The organism is Streptomyces sp. H27-C3, from assembly GCF_030063415.1.
GTDB lineage: Bacteria > Actinomycetota > Actinomycetes > Streptomycetales > Streptomycetaceae > Streptomyces.
On record NZ_JASITA010000028.1, the window covers coordinates 94,827 to 109,106 of the forward strand.

Consider the following 14,280-nt stretch of genomic DNA (forward strand, 5'->3'; position numbering starts at 1 on the left):
GATTTCGCGGCGCTCTACGGATCCAGGTCCGAAGCGGCCCGCTCGCCGAACACCCGCATGGCCTTGGTCGTCACGGGCCCCGGGGCGTCCGGCAGTTGCCGCGCGTCGACCCGGTGGACCGCCTGCACGTCGCGCAGGGTCGAGGTCAGGAAGATCTCCTCGGCCCGTTCCAGCACGTCCAGTGGCAGGTCTGCCTCCTGCGCGCCCACCCATTCGACGGCCAGCGCGCGGGTGATCCCGGCGAGGCAGCCGCCGGAGACGGGCGGGGTGTACAACTGTCCGTCGAGCACGACGAAGACATTGGATCCGGTGCCTTCGCAGAGCTGCCCGACGGTGTTCGCGAACAGCGCCTCGGAGGCGCCCTGTTCGCGGGCGCGGGCGAGCGCTACGACGTTCTCGGCGTACGACGTGGTCTTGAGCCCGGTCAGCGCGCCACGTTCGTTGCGCGTCCAGGGCACGGTGATCACGGCGGTCGTGTCGGGGCGACGCCCGGCCTCCCCCAGTCCGACGATCAGCGTGGGCCCGGCGTCCCCGCGCTCGGATCCGAGCGGTGAGAGCCCACCGGTGTACGTGATCCGCATCCGGCCGCGCTCCATGGGGTTGGCGGCCAGCACCTCGGCGCAGGCGCGGCGCACCTCGTCGAGGTCCGGCTCGGGCAGGCCGAGCCCGCGGGCCGAGCGCACCAGCCGGTCGAGGTGGCGGGTGAGGGCGAAGGTCCGCCCCCGGGTCGCCTTCACGGTCTCGAAGATGCCGTCTCCCACGGTCAGACCGTGATCGAGTGCGGACACCCGGGCGGCCTCGGCATCCCACAGCCCGCCGTTGACCCAGAGCTTCATGACGCGGTCCTTCCACTTGCCCGATATGTCCCCGACGCTATCGCGAGCAGCCTGCTCGCCTTCAGCTCGGTCTCCTCCCACTCCCGCTCGGGGTCGGAGCCCCAGGTGATGCCCGCCCCCGTACCGAATCGCAGGACCGGGCCGCCGGGGTCGGTGCGGTCGATCCAGAACGTACGTATGCCCACCGCGAGCTCACCGGTGCCGCGGTCCGCGTCCACCCAGCCGATGCCTCCGCAGTACGGTCCGCGCTGCGCGGTCTCCAGCGTCTCGATGATCTTCAGCGCGCTGCTCTTGGGCGCGCCGGTCACCGAGCCGGGCGGGAAGGTGGCGGCCAGCAGAGCGGCCCAGCCGGTGTCGGGGGTGAGTTCGGCGCGCACGGTGGAGACGAGGTGGACGAGGCCGGGGTGCGGCTCGACGGCGCACAGCCGGGGCACGGTGACCGAGCCGGCGACGGCGACCCGCCCCAAGTCGTTGCGGACCAGGTCCACGATCATCACGTTCTCGGCGTGGTCCTTCTCCAGGAGGTCGTCGGCCGTCCGTCCGGTGCCCTTGATCGGCCCGGACTCGACGGTCCTTCCGTCCCTCCTGAGGTAGAGCTCGGGGGACGCGGTGGCGATCTCCACGCCGTGCGCGGGCAGCCGCACGGTGCCGGCGTACGGTGCCGGATTGCCCTGGGCCAGCAGTGCGGCGAGCGCGTCGATGTCGGCGGTGGCGTAACGCGGCAGCGGGGCGGTCAGGACACGGCAGAGGTTCGCCTGGTAGACCTCGCCGGCCGCTATGTGCTCACGGATACGGCGCACACCGTCGGTGTACGCGGCCCGGTCCATGGAAGAAATCCAGCCACCGGCGTCGGGCCCGTGCCACCGGCCGGGCACGGGGGCAGGCCGCGCTTCCCTCCGTACGTCGCCGAAGCGGGCGCACAGCAGCCGTCCCTCGAAGTCCGCGGTGACGGCCCAGAAGCCGGCGGAGTCGAGAGCGGCTGCGTCGCTGGTCACATCGCGCAGATCGGAGGCGACGAGGCCGCCGAAGCGGGCCAGGGGAGGGAGGGCGTGCACGGCTGCGAGTCTATGGTGGGTGGCGGCGTGATGCCCTCGGGGTGAACACAGCGCAGCACGCTGCACAAACGCGTTTTTGTGCTGGCCCGGGAATCCGCTAGAGTTCAACACGTCGCCGGGACACGGAAACGCCCCGGGGCAAGCGGACGTAGCTCAGTTGGTAGAGCGCAACCTTGCCAAGGTTGAGGTCGCCAGTTCGAACCTGGTCGTCCGCTCGGTGTGGGGATCTTCCCGACTCCCTGCACGCACTCCTGGTGGAGTGGCCGAGAGGCGAGGCAACGGCCTGCAAAGCCGTCTACACGGGTTCAAATCCCGTCTCCACCTCCAAGGACGATTAGCTCAGCGGGAGAGCGCTTCCCTGACACGGAAGAGGTCACTGGTTCAATCCCAGTATCGTCCACTGGATTCGCGGCCACAATCGGCCGGGTGTCCGTCCCGCGCGATTAGCTCAGCGGGAGAGCGCTTCCCTGACACGGAAGAGGTCACTGGTTCAATCCCAGTATCGCGCACGCAGTTCGCACCAGCTGTACCTGTATGACGTGCAGTACCTGTATCTTGTGAACGTCCCGCGCGATTAGCTCAGCGGGAGAGCGCTTCCCTGACACGGAAGAGGTCACTGGTTCAATCCCAGTATCGCGCACCAGCAAGAAGCCCCCGACCGTTTCGACGGTCGGGGGCTTCTTCGTGTTCTGTTCTCTTCATGTCCTGGTCACGGCTCATGGCTGATGTCATGAGCCATGAGCTGATCAGGAGGAGAAGAGCATCCGGCCGAAGCCCTTCTGGCGGTGGTGACCGTGCTGGCCGTGGTGGCCGTGCTGCGGGGCGCCCCAGGCGGGTGCGGCGGGAGCCGGGTAGGCCTGCGGGACGGCGGCCGGATACGCCTGCGGGGCCGGCGGTGCGGGCGGTGCCTGCTGCGACCACTGCGACTCGAGGCGGGTCAGCGACTCGAGCTCGCCGTAGTCGAGAAATATCCCGCGGCAACCGCTGCACTGCTCGATCTGGACACCATTGCGGTTGTACGTCTGCATGGGTGCATGGCACTTGGGACACTGCATGGTCGGCTCAACTCCTCGCCGTCGGTTCGGCATCGCCGGAATGTATGCCCGGCGACGGTCCGCTCAGCCTACGACGTGGTCTCGAACCCAAACTCGGGCGGTAGGGCCGCGATTCGGCCACAGGCCTCGATCACCATCTCCTCCACCTCGTCCAGCGGACGGTTCTCGGCGGCCGACTTGGCCAGGGCGAGAGCGGCCGTCTGAACCGTAAGGGCGCGGGCGGGGACGTCGAGTTCGGGCCAGGGGTCGCCGTCCCCGCATACGGCCGGGCCGCCCGCGGCGCGGTAGGAGCCGAGGAAGCGGTCCCAGACTTCGGACGCCAGCAGGCCCGCGGCGTACCAGGCGGCGGGACGGGCCAGGTCCCAGGCGGGGTCGCCGAGGCCCATGTCGTCCACGTCGATCAGCAACCAGGTTCCGTCGGGGGCGGGATGGCGGACGAGCTGACCGAGGTGCAGGTCGCCGTGGCAGAGGGCGGCGGGGCGGCTCGCGGGGGTTGCGGGGTGCGTGAGGTTCGTGGGGTGCGTGGGGCTCGCAGGGGCTTCGTCGCGGGCCCAGGTCGGGAGGCGGGCCCAGGCTCGGAGCACGGAGGCGGTGGCCTGGTGGGGGCCCGCCGCGCCCATACGTGCGACGGCGCGGGCGGCCTTCGCCGGACCGCGCATCGGGGGCAGCGGCCCGGGAAGCGCACCCGGGGGCACCGCGTGCAACCGGGCCAGGAGGGCCCCGGCGTCCTCCCAGGGCGCGGAGTCGGGGTCCTCGGGGTCGACGGGCCGCCCGTACGGCCACAGGCTCAGGGGCCGCCCGTGCAGCAACGTGGTGAGTGCGCCCCGTGCGGCCGGCACCCGCAGCGGGGGCAACAGGATGCCCGCGAGCAGCGGATCGGCGGCCACGGCGATGCGGGCCGAGAGAGCGGGGACGTCCGTGTCCGGGGCGTGCGACTTGGCGACGACATCCCCATGACGTACGACCGTGCCGTCCGGCCGGTCCGCCAGCACGTCGGGCCGCGCACAGGCACAGGGGGCCGCGGCCCGCCGGATGCGTGGCGCCGGCACGGCCACGACGTCATGGGCGACGGCGGCCAGCGCCTGCACGACGGGTACGGTCACGGCGGCGTTCTCCCCCAGGGTGCGGATGCGGATGCGGATATCCGGATGCCGCCCGGGAGCCTACGCGCCGCGACGACAGCATCTCCCCCGAGGCCGCAGCCGGCAGGTAGGCAGAGCCCGGCGTGAAGGCGCATGGCGCGCGGGTGCCTGGAAGGCGCGTCGCTGCCGACGGGCGAAGCCTGCGGGAATCCGCCTGCTGCGGGCGGCAGCCCGCGGCGCGTCCCGACCGAGGATCGACGTCGGGTGAGACCAGGTGTCGGGCGGAGTCCCCACGGCGTCATCTCGCGCATGACTGGGTCGAGGTTCCGCTTACCTGGGCGCGAAAAAGGCGCTGCCCGGACAGCTCCCCAGCTGTCCGGGCAGACGCAGCCGCCCGCCGCACCCCCGTCCCCACGGGGTTGAATGGCCGGATACTCCGGCCCGGTCCGCTCTACCGGGCCAATGGACGCCGCTCAGCGTCCGAGCATCACACCCACGGACGACGCTTGTGTAACCACTGCTTCCCAGCCGCCGAAGACGACTACGAGAAGCACGGCCAGGGGAAGCACCATGGCTGTCGCCACCAACGGGTGGCGCGTACCGGACGGGCGGCCGCCGAACGAGGCGAATGCCCTGCGTCCTTGCGTGCGGATCATTGCCCGCGATGCCGTGTCCGCCATGGTCCCTCCCCTGTCGTATTTGCAGCGGCGGGCATCTGACCTCGGGGGACGAGTGCTCCACCCGCCGCTTGACTTCAACATTAGGGGCGCGGCGCCGGCCGGGCGTCATGCCCGCGTACTGATTGCCGGGCCTCCCGGAGGATGAGCCGGCGCCCAGTGACGTACTCCCCTGGGTGGAGAGCAGGCCCTATGTCTTGGGGTCTTCCCGGAGGGGTCGCTCCTGGTGCTCCGAGGCATCCTCCCTGGGGACCGGCTGCTCGACCAGGGCGAGCACCCTGGTCGCCATGAACCGCGCGGTGCGCACCACCGAGCCGCTGCGGGTGACTTCGCTCACTTCGACCACCCCTCTGCGGACCGCCGTTTCCACCCGGCGGCCTGCCCTGGAGGCCACTACTTCATACGTCCTGGTCGTGTCTCCCGCGTCCACGACTATCTCCACCCGATCACCCTTCATTGATCCAATCCCCCTTCTGCGACGGACCATTGAGATCTCGCACGCGCCGGGGAGCGCGGATCCCGCGCCCCCTGACCACTCTTCAAGTTTCCCACCCGGCACTGACAATCGGTCGATTCACGAGGGCGCGGCCTATGAGCACACCGGCCCGCAGGTACGTAAGCTGTGCCACGTCGAACGGACCGGTCAGCAGCGGGGTGGGGGAGGCCCCACCGGAGGTAGGGGACGGACATGGCGATGATGCGGCTCCGGCGCGAGGACCCGCGTGTCGTCGGCTCGTTCAGGCTTCACCGGCGGCTGGGCGCCGGGGGCATGGGCGTCGTATATCTGGGCTCAGACCGGCGCGGTCAGCGGGTCGCCCTGAAAGTGATCCGGCCGGACCTGGCGGAGGATCAGGAATTCAGGTCGCGCTTCGCCCGCGAGGTGTCCGCAGCGCGGCGCATCCGCGGCGGCTGTACGGCGCGGCTGGTGGCAGCCGATCTGGAGGCCGACCGGCCTTGGTTCGCGACGCAGTACGTGCCCGGTCCTTCGCTGCACGACAAAGTCGCCGAAGAGGGTCCGCTGCCCGCTTCCGAGGTGGCCTCGATCGGTGCGGCGCTCTCGGAGGGGCTGCTGGCCGTGCACGAGGCCGGTGTCGTCCACCGGGACCTCAAGCCCTCGAACATCCTGCTGTCGCCCAAGGGCCCGCGGATCATCGACTTCGGCATCGCCTGGGCGACCGGCGCGAGCACTCTCACGCACGTGGGTACGGCGGTGGGCTCCCCCGGATTCCTCGCGCCCGAGCAGGTCAGGGGCGCGGCGGTCACGCCGGCCACGGACGTCTTCGCGCTGGGCGCCACTCTCGCGTACGCCGCGACCGCCGATTCGCCCTTCGGGCAGGGCAGTTCCGAAGTCATGCTCTACCGGGTGGTGCACGAGGAGCCGCAGTTGCTGGGGGTGCCCGATGCGCTGGCGCCGCTGGTGCAGGCCTGCCTCGCCAAGGACCCGGAGGAGCGTCCCAGCACGCTGCAGCTCTCGATGCGGCTCAAGGAGATCGCCGCGCGGGAGGCCCAGGGGGGCGGTGAGAGCCGGCCGCACGCCCAGCGGGTCGACCAGGAAAGGCCGACCGGGCGGCTCGCCGAGCGGTATGCCGAGCAGGACACCCAGCAGGGGCGTGCGACCGGCCCGCACGCTACCCGCGCGCAGGCCCCGCGCTCCTCGTCGGCGCGCACAGGTTCACGCCCCCCGCAGGCCCGCAACACGACACGCTCCGGTTCGCGCACGGGTGGGCGGCCCGGCACCAGGCCCGGCACGCGGACCGCTTCGGGCGTGCGGCGCCCGGCGAATCCGCGACTGCTGCGACAGCGCATCGTCGTGTTCGTCGTGGTGACGCTGATGGTGGCGCTGGGGATCGCGGCGGCTCAGGGGTGCCAGGGACCGGCCCAGGGACTCGGCGTGCAGCAGCAGGGGCCCGGGGCCGACGGGGTGCAGAGCTCGTACGGCCCTCGGCTCCGCTGAGCGGGCGGCAGGCCGGGGTGGCCTGTTTGTCTGTCTGTCTTGGGTCAGGCTGTCTGTCTTGGGTCAGGCTGTTTGCGTGCCTGGTCAGGCTGTTTGCCTTGGATCAGGACTGCGGGCGGCCCGACGCCACCGCGTAGAACGCGACCGCCGCGGCCGCGCCCACGTTCAGTGAGTCCACGCCGTGCGCCATCGGGATACGTACCCACTCGTCGGCCGCGACCAGCGCCCGGGTGGACAGTCCGTCGCCCTCCGCGCCGAGCATCAGCGCCACCCGGTCGAGACGGTGCGGGGCAGCTTCGTCGATCGACGAAGCCTTCGCGTCCGGAGTGAGGGCGAGCAGCTTGAAGCCCGCCTCCCGTACCGCTTCCAGGTCCTTCGGCCAGGCCTCCAGCCGCGCGTACGGCACCGAGAACACCGCGCCCATGGAGACCTTGACCGAGCGGCGGTAGAGCGGGTCGGCGCAGTCCGGGGAGAGCAGTACCGCGTCCATGCCCAGGGCGGCCGCGCTGCGGAAGATCGCGCCGACCATCGGCACGGCTGGAAGACAGCAGGGCTCACGGTCGTCGAGCGGCAGTCGCTACTCCTCCGCTATGGCCTGGACTGGTCCTACGACGAGATCGGCGCCGTACGAGACGTGCGGAAGCAGTCTGCTCAGCAGGCAACCGAGCGGGCGGTGGGCAAGTTGGCGGCCCACCTGAACGGCGAGTTGTACATCGACGGATACGACGCTGAGGTCGAGTTGGCCGACGCGTAAGCACTCATAGCTGGGGCGCCCCCTGCTGCGATTCCCTCCGGTCATCCGGGAAGTCGAAGAGGCCGATGATCGCGACTCCAATGCCGCAAATCACCAGGAAAGCAGCACCGCCAGCCGAAACGCTCGCCAGCACCGACGCACCCAGGGCGGCGGTCACAACCCCTGAAGCCAGGCCGAGGAAGAGCGAAAGCGTGATGCAGAAGGCGACTGCGTAGACCTTCTTCTGAGTGGCACTCACCGGACTGATCTCCCGAACAAATCGAGGGGCCGGGGAGAACATGACAGTCTCGACCAGCCACCTATGACAGGTGGACAGACTCGCGCGAAGGCCATCCCGCAAGGATGGCGTCTCCGGAGGAGTCGCAGGTCGAGATCTGTCGCCAGCCGCCGACAAAGCTCGGCGGTGCATTCACTGATCGCAGTCCAGTGAACGGATTAAGCGATGCAAGCGAAGCGATACGAGCGAAGCGATACGAGCGACCGGCTGGAATTAGCCGCTCTAGTGAGAGCGCGGGGGTGATGGACCCGCAACTTCGCTACGCCCACACCATACCGGACGAGACGAGTCGCACCCAAATACCCACCTAACTGCGAGAGTTGGGCACGACGACCTGACGTGGACACCTGCCCGATACGATGATCTTTCCAAGGGGAGGGGTTTTCGTGGGGATCATTCGCAAGAGCATGTCCGTCACCACGCTGGGTGTCGTGGACTTCCGTTCCGACAAGGAGCGCACGGCCGCCTACGCCAAGGCGACGAAGAAGCAGGCCAAGTTGCAGACCAAGCTGATGAAGCAGCAGGCGAAGCTCGCTAAGAAGATGCACGGCTGACACAGCACGACGAGAGCCCCCTGGCCTGATGGCCAGGGGGCTCTTTCCTCGTTCCGGGGTTAGCTCAGCGCTTTCCCGACCTCGTAGATCGTGGGCCGGTTCTCCGGCTTGTAGTTGAGCATCTCTCGAACCAACGCGGCGAACCGTCCTGGCATGGTCACGGCCGTGCGCCGACCGTCCACGATCGCGCGACGTTGGGCGGGGCGGGGGGCGTTGTCGGGGTAGTCGACCACGCGCCGTCCGGTGGCGGAGATGAGAAGGGAGGCGCCGAGTGCATAGATGTCGGCCGCCGGTGTCGGCTCCGCCTCTCCGGTGTCGAGCACGCTGCGGGAGATCTCCGGCGCCTCGTAGTGGACTAGACATCCGCGAACGGAAAGTCGATCGCCTTCGGTACGCGCCCGCCACGGGCCAGCGCGAGGTCGATGAGGTGTGTTCGCTGCGGCCCGACGATGAAGTGGGCCGGCTGCACGTCTCCGTGGGCCCACCCCTTGAAGTGGAGTTCGGCCAGGGCCTGGACGCAATCCAAGGCCACGCTTACCTGCGGTTCGAACGACGCCCCCGGAGCGCGGCACGGCTCCCACAGCCGATACAGATCGGGCCCCTCGTACCACGGCTGAATGTTCCACGTTCCGTGCTCCCACTCGCCGTACGCGATGTCGTCGACGTCGAGTTGGTAGAGAACGTTCCCCTCGCGCATGGGCGCCAGCGCCGTCCAGGGTTGGGCGGGCCACTCAAGTGTCGCTTCGATCGGGTATCCGAGCTTCACGGCGTACTGGCCGCTACGGTTCTCCACCTGCCAGACCGTGGAACCGCGGCGGTTGAGTACGAGGCGCTGACTCGTGGGCATCAGCGCATCGAGCACCACGATCGGCAGTTCGTGGGTTGAGTCCGACAAGATTCCTACTCCTTCCATGCGGACGCGGCCGACCCAGGGTGCAGGCCGGCCGCGTCCTATCGGCAGAGTGCCACCTAGTAGGGGCGCCCGTCGTCTGAATCGCATTGGGCTGCGTTGGTGCCGTCGACTTCCCACAGTCCGTCGAAGACCTGGAAGCCCGCGGCCTTCATCGCGCGAGCGCTGGCGGTGACGCGCTCCAGCGGACGCCCGCCCTCGACGGGGGCAGAGGCCGGTGTGTGGTGCAGGAATCGGCCGGCGACGCGGTCACAGAACGCGTGGTGCTCCCTGGTGTGGAGGATGAAGGCGTGAAGCCCCTTGTCCACGTCATCGCTGGGCATCATCGAAGCCGTGGCGGTGGCGCTGGTGGCCACGAAGGCGATGGCCTGGTCCGCGATCCGCTCGGCGCGCTCGGGGGTTTCGCCGTCGTGGAGCATCACGAAGTTCGTGATGCTGCCGAACAGTGCTTCGTCGACAAGCCCTCGGCCAGCCTTGATGTCGTTCGCTACTGCGGTCATGCGCGTTCCCCTCACATAGGAGTGGTGCACTGCGCTTTGCTCCCCGCCCCGACCGCCGAGCAGAGCTCAAGGGCGGCCGGGGCGGGCGTGGGAGGGTCCGCCCCACACGGGCGTGGGGAGCCGTGCGGCTGCCGCGTGGGGCGGACCCGGCTTAGGGGGTCAGCGGTTTGGCTGTCCGACGATCGCCAATGTGATGACGAGACCTATCGAGGCGCCAATCGCGATGATCAAGAGGGGGCCGGCCAGGCGGTAGACCGCTCGTCTGATCACGAGGACATCCAGGACCGCCAGGGGCGAGTGATCAGCTCGCGATACGTGCAGTGGGAGGGGTTTCGGCCCGAGTGGCTCAGAGCCCACGCCTGCGGCTCGTCCCACCCCTCTGAACGCTCCGACTCCTCGGAGCACACGACGCACTGCATGGCGTACGTCAGCGGCTCTGCGTCCGGCTCCTCGTCCGGGGCGAGATGCCACTGCACAGACCTGATGACGCCTCGCGGCGGTGCCGTCCCCGTCACGGCTTGTGCTTGGAGTGATAGTTGACCACCCCGACGCGGGCGCTCAGAGCCTCTATCGAGCTGAGCTCCACAAGGTCGTCAGGGTCGGCATCCCAATGCTCATCACTGGACAAGGCATGTAAGCGGACCGGGCCCTCGGGGGCACGCTGAACTACACCGACGCGGCCGGTGTCCGTATCCCTCATCACCGAGCCGGTCTCAAAGCGGGGCTCGGTTTGCTGGTTGCTCGCCATAATGACGAAGTTACGAGCCGCGAGAACAGACGACCAGGCACGCCTCGTGTTAGTTCCCTGACGCTCCGACAGAAAGTGCTACGGAGGGTAGTAGTTACCCGGCGACGCCCAAATGAGAGGCCATTTCGCGCATGTCCTGAGTCAGCGTTCGCTTGCGTCGGCCAAGAATGTCCAGCATGACGTACCGAGCCATGGCCTGGTGCTTCAGCCACTCAGGCGACGAGCGACGAATCGTGTTCAGCTCATCCATCGAGTCCTGATGCGACCCGAGCGTGGCGTGAGCCTTCGCAACGTCGAGCCGGTGTCGGTCCCAGTTATTCGCACTCGGCCGACCAAACCGCTTCAGCGCCTTCTGTCCCACGGGGCCATCGTCTGCCCGGCGGAGCACGCCGCGCGCGTCCCCGATCAGGGCCAGGTCTTCAATTGCCTTAGCCTCAGCGGTCACCGGCCCGAAGGTGGTCCAGTGCTCCCGAAAGTTGACATGCTCGGCATCCAGAGCGCTCGCAGCCGTCGCGGTCATGCGTCGAGCCTGTTTGGCGACGTCCGGCCGGTTGTTGCGCATTGCGGCGGAGGCTACGCGCTGGAGTAGCTCGCCCCAAAGCGCGAGTTGGCCGGGGGTGGCGCTGGAGATGCGAGGTTCGATCTCTGCGGCTGTGACTGTGGCCAGACGCTCGGCTTCATCGAAGCGGTCCTGGCGTAGGAGGAGCCAACCCATGCCGACGACGCCTGTAGCGGCAATGTGCTTCTCGCCTGCTTCGCGGGCATCCCTGATGCCCAACGAGAGGGCGTGGTAGGCCATGTCGTAGCGCCTGACCTGAGTGAGGTACTTCCCAGTCAGCAGGAAAGCGCTGGCGCGCACGACGATGGCCTTCTGGCGTGCGTCGTCGTCTTCCGCAAGAGAGACAGCGGCTTCAGCATTGAGCAAAATGCCGGGAAGCCGCTTGGCCACACTGTCGTAGCGATCAGAGTGGTACAGGGCGTGGCTGTCGTCGATGTCGTGCTGAATGACGGCCAGGGTGGGCACCTGTTCGGCCTCGACGAGCACTTCCCGCAGGCCAATCGGCGGCATGAGCGCCCGGCGCAGCTCGGAGAGCTTCGGGCCATCGCCCGCATTCACGTGGATCGGCTCGGGCGCCTCAGTAGCGAACAGGCTGGATGTGGTGGTGCCTAAAGCCCGCGCGAGCATGTGAAGAGTCTCGACCTGGACGTTTCCGCCCTGCTCGACCTTACGGATCACGCCCACGGACAGGCCCGCCGCCTCGGCGAGTTGCTCCTGACTCATCCCTGCCCGGCGACGATGATTGCGGACGTTCTCTTGCAGCGACGACATCGAAATCACCTCGCCTTCAGCGTACGCGCTTTGGGGAACTGGCGATGGTCTCTGTCTCGCTGGGAGCGCGTACCTACGCCCCCGATCTCGGGTATTAGGCGGTCCGGGGCCGTGTCGCGTAGAAGGCCACGGCAGACGCCGCCGCGACGTTCAGCGAGTCGACTCCAGCCTGCATCGGGATGCGGACGTGTTCGTCGGCCGCCATGAGTGCTTCCTGCGTAAGCCCGTCTCCCTCCGTGCCGAAGATCAAGGCCAATTTGTCGTAGTCCCGCGCGGCGATCTCATCAAGGGGGATCGCCTTCTCGCTCAAGCAGAGTGCGGCTGTGGTGTATCCGGCCTGGCGCAAGAGCTCGGCACCCTTCGGCCATGACTCCAGGCGCGTCCATGGAACCTGGAAGACCGCGCCCATGGAGACCTTCACTGCGCGCCGGTAGAAGGGGTCGGCGCAGCGCGGGGTGAGGAGCACCGCATCGATGCCGAGAGCTGCTGCGTTACGGAAGGCGGCCCCCAAGTTGGCGTGATCGACGATGTCTTCGAACACGGCGACCCGTTGACCTGCATGCTTTTGCAGACCCAAAGGGACAATGGTGCCGATGTTCGTGTGGTCGTTGACCGCCTCCATCACGACGATCCGCCGGGCGCTGCGGAGCAGCTCGTCGGCTTCCGGGAGTGGCTTGCGCTGCATGGAGGCGAGGGCGCCGCGGTGCACGTGGTAGCCGGTGACGCGTTCGGCCAGGTCGGGGCTGACGGCGTACACCGGGGCCGGGACCTCGTCGATGACATCACGCATGACGTCGACCCACTTGGCCGAGAGCAGCATCGAGCGCATCGTGTAGCCGGTCTGTCTGGCGCGCCTGATCACCTTCTCGCCCTCGGCGATGAAGAGGCCCTCGGCGGGTTCGCGCTTGCGCCGGAGTTCGACATCGGTCAAGCCCGTGTAGTCGCTCAGGCGCGGGTCGTCGGGGTCGTCGATGGAGATGAGATCAGCCACAGGGAGATACTGCCTTGTCGTGGGTGCGGTGCCAACGGCCGGGACGGAGATGCGTTACCGGGGGTTACTGGCCGCCTCGTGCTTTTTTGGCCGCCGCCTCGTACTTCGTCCCCACCGTGACGACATCGCCGATGACGATGACGGCGGGCGGGCGTACGTCCTCGGCCTTGGCCGTCTCGGCGACCGTCGCCAGCGTCGCGTCGACGCGGCGCTGGGTCGCCATCGTGCCCTCCTGGACGATCGCCACGGGGGTCTCGGGCGAGCGGCCGTACGCCGTGAGGGCGGCGGCGATCGCGCCGATCCGCTCAACGGCCATCAGCAGCACGAGGGTGCCGCGGAGCCCCGCGACCGCCTTCCAGTCGACGAGCGAACGCGGGTCCTCGGGGGCCACGTGGCCGCTGATCACCGTGAACTCGTGCGCGACGCCCCGGTGGGTGACGGGGATTCCGGCCGCGCCCGGGACGCTGATGGAGCTGGAGATGCCGGGGACCACGGTGCACGGGATGCCGGCTTCGGCGAGGGCCTCGGCCTCCTCCATGCCACGGCCGAAGACGAAGGGGTCGCCGCCCTTGAGACGTACGACGGCCTTGCCCGCCCTGGCGTGCTCGATAAGGGCGTTGTTGATGGCCTCCTGGGCCATGAAGCGGCCGTACGGGATCTTCGCTGCGTCGATCACCTCGACGTGCGGCGGGAGTTCGTCGAGGAGGTCGCGCGGGCCGAGCCGGTCGGCGATGACGACGTCCGCCTCGGCTAGCAGGCGGCGGCCGCGGACCGTGATCAGGTCCGGGTCGCCGGGGCCGCCGCCGACCAGGGCCACGCCCGGGGTGCGGTCGCGGTGGTGCGGCGCGACGAGGGTGCCGTCGCGCAGGCCCTCGACGATCGCGTCGCGGACGGCGGCGGAGCGGCGGGGGTCTCGGCCGGTGAGAACCGCTACGGTTACGCCCTCGCTGCGGCCGGTGGCCGGGGTCCAGGCGGTGGCCGCCTCGGCGTCGTCGCTGCGTACGCACCAGGTCTTGGTGCGGTCGGCTTCGGCGGACGCGGCGTTGTTCGCGTCGGTGTCGGTGGACGCGATCAGGGCGTACCAGGCGTCGGCCAGGTCTCCGTCGGCGTACGGGCGGCGCTCCCAGCGGATCTCGCCCGCCTCGGCCATCGCCTCGACGGACGGGGTGGCGGAGGGCGACACGAGAACGATGTCGGCGCCGGACGCGATGAGCGCCGGGAGGCGGCGCTGGGCGACCTGGCCACCGCCGACCACCACGACCCGCCGCCCGGCCAGGCGGAGTCCGACGGGGTAGGCGGGGTGCGGGTCGCCTGCGGCGGCGTGCGCGGTCATGACGTGCGGCTCCTCGGGCGGGGCAGAGTGCGGGGCGGGGCCGCCACGGCGGTGGAGCGGCGCTGGTGGGGCGGTGTTCTAGCCCTCTGCGAATACCTTACGGGCCCCGGGGCGCGGGGGTCTCGGTCGGTCGGGCGGGGGTGGGCGTGCAGGTGGCTCCGGGGGGCGGTGCCGTGTCGGGGCGTCTCCTCGGGCGCCGAACGGTCCGGCACTGCTGCGTCCGG

The 14,280-nt window shown here is 69.3% G+C and carries 15 protein-coding genes, 5 tRNA genes and 2 pseudogenes; 7 read left to right on the plus strand and 15 right to left on the minus strand.

Annotated elements, in window-relative coordinates; translation table 11 throughout:
• Nucleotides 1–14: 14 nt before the first annotated feature.
• A complete protein-coding gene (locus QMK30_RS25655; RefSeq protein ID WP_283520684.1) occupies nucleotides 15–836 on the minus strand; it encodes an aminotransferase class IV in 822 nt (273 codons plus the stop codon).
• Complete coding sequence (locus QMK30_RS25660; protein WP_283520685.1) at nucleotides 833–1,891, minus strand: chorismate-binding protein; 1,059 nt, start codon at nucleotides 1,889–1,891, stop codon at nucleotides 833–835. Before QMK30_RS25660 ends, QMK30_RS25655 begins: the two co-directional genes overlap by 4 nt.
• A 142-nt stretch (nucleotides 1,892–2,033) precedes the next feature.
• Here QMK30_RS25660 and QMK30_RS25665 point away from each other — a divergent pair.
• The 5 genes from QMK30_RS25665 (at nucleotide 2,034) to QMK30_RS25685 (ending at nucleotide 2,534) form a co-directional block, all read left to right on the plus strand.
• A tRNA-Gly gene (locus QMK30_RS25665) sits at nucleotides 2,034–2,106 on the plus strand.
• 38 nt (nucleotides 2,107–2,144) lie between these two features.
• Nucleotides 2,145–2,218: transfer RNA gene (locus QMK30_RS25670), tRNA-Cys, on the plus strand.
• A 1-nt stretch (nucleotide 2,219) separates the two neighbouring features.
• A tRNA-Val gene (locus QMK30_RS25675) sits at nucleotides 2,220–2,291 on the plus strand.
• Between the two features lie 37 nt (nucleotides 2,292–2,328).
• Nucleotides 2,329–2,400 (plus strand) — tRNA-Val (locus QMK30_RS25680).
• A 59-nt stretch (nucleotides 2,401–2,459) separates the two neighbouring features.
• Nucleotides 2,460–2,534, plus strand: a tRNA-Val gene (locus QMK30_RS25685).
• A gap of 103 nt (nucleotides 2,535–2,637) precedes the next feature.
• Here QMK30_RS25685 and QMK30_RS25690 read toward each other — a convergent pair.
• From QMK30_RS25690 to QMK30_RS25705, 4 genes are all read right to left on the minus strand, one after another.
• Nucleotides 2,638–2,946 (minus strand): TFIIB-type zinc ribbon-containing protein, encoded by a 309-nt coding sequence (locus QMK30_RS25690; RefSeq protein WP_283520686.1) that lies wholly within the window; start codon nucleotides 2,944–2,946, stop codon nucleotides 2,638–2,640.
• Between the two features lie 68 nt (nucleotides 2,947–3,014).
• On the minus strand, nucleotides 3,015–4,049 hold the full coding sequence (locus tag QMK30_RS25695; protein ID WP_502963226.1) for a phosphotransferase family protein: 1,035 nt from the start codon (nucleotides 4,047–4,049) through the stop codon (nucleotides 3,015–3,017).
• A 452-nt stretch (nucleotides 4,050–4,501) separates the two neighbouring features.
• A complete protein-coding gene (locus tag QMK30_RS25700; protein ID WP_283520687.1) occupies nucleotides 4,502–4,708 on the minus strand; it encodes a hypothetical protein in 207 nt (68 codons plus the stop codon).
• 187 nt (nucleotides 4,709–4,895) lie between these two features.
• Nucleotides 4,896–5,162 carry a DUF8836 family protein gene (locus QMK30_RS25705; RefSeq protein ID WP_283520688.1) on the minus strand — a complete coding sequence of 89 codons (267 nt, stop codon included), beginning with the start codon at nucleotides 5,160–5,162 and terminating at the stop codon, nucleotides 4,896–4,898.
• A gap of 231 nt (nucleotides 5,163–5,393) precedes the next feature.
• On the opposite strand from QMK30_RS25705, the gene QMK30_RS25710 reads away from it, so the two are divergent.
• The gene (locus tag QMK30_RS25710; protein ID WP_283520689.1) at nucleotides 5,394–6,659 is read left to right on the plus strand and encodes a serine/threonine-protein kinase; all 1,266 of its coding nucleotides are present in this window, start codon (nucleotides 5,394–5,396) and stop codon (nucleotides 6,657–6,659) included.
• Between the two features lie 103 nt (nucleotides 6,660–6,762).
• On the opposite strand, the pseudogene QMK30_RS25715 reads toward QMK30_RS25710, so the two are convergent.
• Nucleotides 6,763–7,185, minus strand: a pseudogene (locus QMK30_RS25715) (TrmH family RNA methyltransferase); the annotation flags it as partial.
• A gap of 232 nt (nucleotides 7,186–7,417) precedes the next feature.
• On the minus strand, nucleotides 7,418–7,651 hold the full coding sequence (locus QMK30_RS25720; RefSeq protein WP_283520690.1) for a hypothetical protein: 234 nt from the start codon (nucleotides 7,649–7,651) through the stop codon (nucleotides 7,418–7,420).
• 425 nt (nucleotides 7,652–8,076) lie between these two features.
• On the opposite strand from QMK30_RS25720, the gene QMK30_RS25725 reads away from it, so the two are divergent.
• A complete protein-coding gene (locus QMK30_RS25725; protein WP_283520691.1) occupies nucleotides 8,077–8,244 on the plus strand; it encodes a hypothetical protein in 168 nt (55 codons plus the stop codon).
• Between the two features lie 59 nt (nucleotides 8,245–8,303).
• On the opposite strand, the pseudogene QMK30_RS25730 reads toward QMK30_RS25725, so the two are convergent.
• The 7 genes and pseudogenes from QMK30_RS25730 to cobA form a co-directional block, all read right to left on the minus strand.
• Nucleotides 8,304–9,157, minus strand: a pseudogene (locus QMK30_RS25730) (protein kinase family protein).
• Between the two features lie 56 nt (nucleotides 9,158–9,213).
• The gene (locus QMK30_RS25735) at nucleotides 9,214–9,654 is read right to left on the minus strand and encodes a glycine-rich domain-containing protein (protein ID WP_283520692.1); all 441 of its coding nucleotides are present in this window, start codon (nucleotides 9,652–9,654) and stop codon (nucleotides 9,214–9,216) included.
• Nucleotides 9,655–9,920: 266 nt separating this feature from the next.
• Entirely contained in the window at nucleotides 9,921–10,169 is a 249-nt protein-coding gene (locus QMK30_RS25740) for a DUF7848 domain-containing protein (protein ID WP_502963227.1), read from the minus strand.
• A complete protein-coding gene (locus tag QMK30_RS25745) occupies nucleotides 10,166–10,402 on the minus strand; it encodes a hypothetical protein (RefSeq protein WP_283520694.1) in 237 nt (78 codons plus the stop codon). The genes QMK30_RS25740 and QMK30_RS25745 overlap by 4 nt, the downstream gene beginning before the upstream one ends.
• A 94-nt stretch (nucleotides 10,403–10,496) precedes the next feature.
• Nucleotides 10,497–11,732 (minus strand): helix-turn-helix domain-containing protein, encoded by a 1,236-nt coding sequence (locus tag QMK30_RS25750; protein WP_283520702.1) that lies wholly within the window; start codon nucleotides 11,730–11,732, stop codon nucleotides 10,497–10,499.
• A gap of 94 nt (nucleotides 11,733–11,826) precedes the next feature.
• Complete coding sequence (locus QMK30_RS25755; RefSeq protein WP_283520695.1) at nucleotides 11,827–12,723, minus strand: TrmH family RNA methyltransferase; 897 nt, start codon at nucleotides 12,721–12,723, stop codon at nucleotides 11,827–11,829.
• Nucleotides 12,724–12,787: 64 nt separating this feature from the next.
• Nucleotides 12,788–14,056: a uroporphyrinogen-III C-methyltransferase gene (gene cobA / locus QMK30_RS25760; RefSeq protein WP_283520696.1), complete on the minus strand. Its 1,269-nt coding sequence runs from the start codon at nucleotides 14,054–14,056 to the stop codon at nucleotides 12,788–12,790.
• Between the last annotated feature and the right edge of the window lie 224 nt (nucleotides 14,057–14,280).

Bases quoted from the DNA above. Each gene is read 5' to 3' on its own strand.
- QMK30_RS25655 (WP_283520684.1), bottom strand. From the start codon at position 836: ATGAAGCTCTGGGTCAACGGCGGGCTGTGGGATGCCGAGGCCGCCCGG.
- QMK30_RS25690 (WP_283520686.1), bottom strand. From the start codon at position 2,946: ATGCAGTGTCCCAAGTGCCATGCACCCATGCAGACGTACAACCGCAAT.
- QMK30_RS25700 (WP_283520687.1), bottom strand. From the start codon at position 4,708: ATGGCGGACACGGCATCGCGGGCAATGATCCGCACGCAAGGACGCAGG.
- QMK30_RS25705 (WP_283520688.1), bottom strand. From the start codon at position 5,162: ATGAAGGGTGATCGGGTGGAGATAGTCGTGGACGCGGGAGACACGACC.
- QMK30_RS25710 (WP_283520689.1), top strand. From the start codon at position 5,394: ATGGCGATGATGCGGCTCCGGCGCGAGGACCCGCGTGTCGTCGGCTCG.
- QMK30_RS25735 (WP_283520692.1), bottom strand. From the start codon at position 9,654: ATGACCGCAGTAGCGAACGACATCAAGGCTGGCCGAGGGCTTGTCGAC.
- QMK30_RS25745 (WP_283520694.1), bottom strand. From the start codon at position 10,402: ATGGCGAGCAACCAGCAAACCGAGCCCCGCTTTGAGACCGGCTCGGTG.
- QMK30_RS25750 (WP_283520702.1), bottom strand. From the start codon at position 11,732: ATGTCGTCGCTGCAAGAGAACGTCCGCAATCATCGTCGCCGGGCAGGG.
- cobA (WP_283520696.1), bottom strand. From the start codon at position 14,056: ATGACCGCGCACGCCGCCGCAGGCGACCCGCACCCCGCCTACCCCGTC.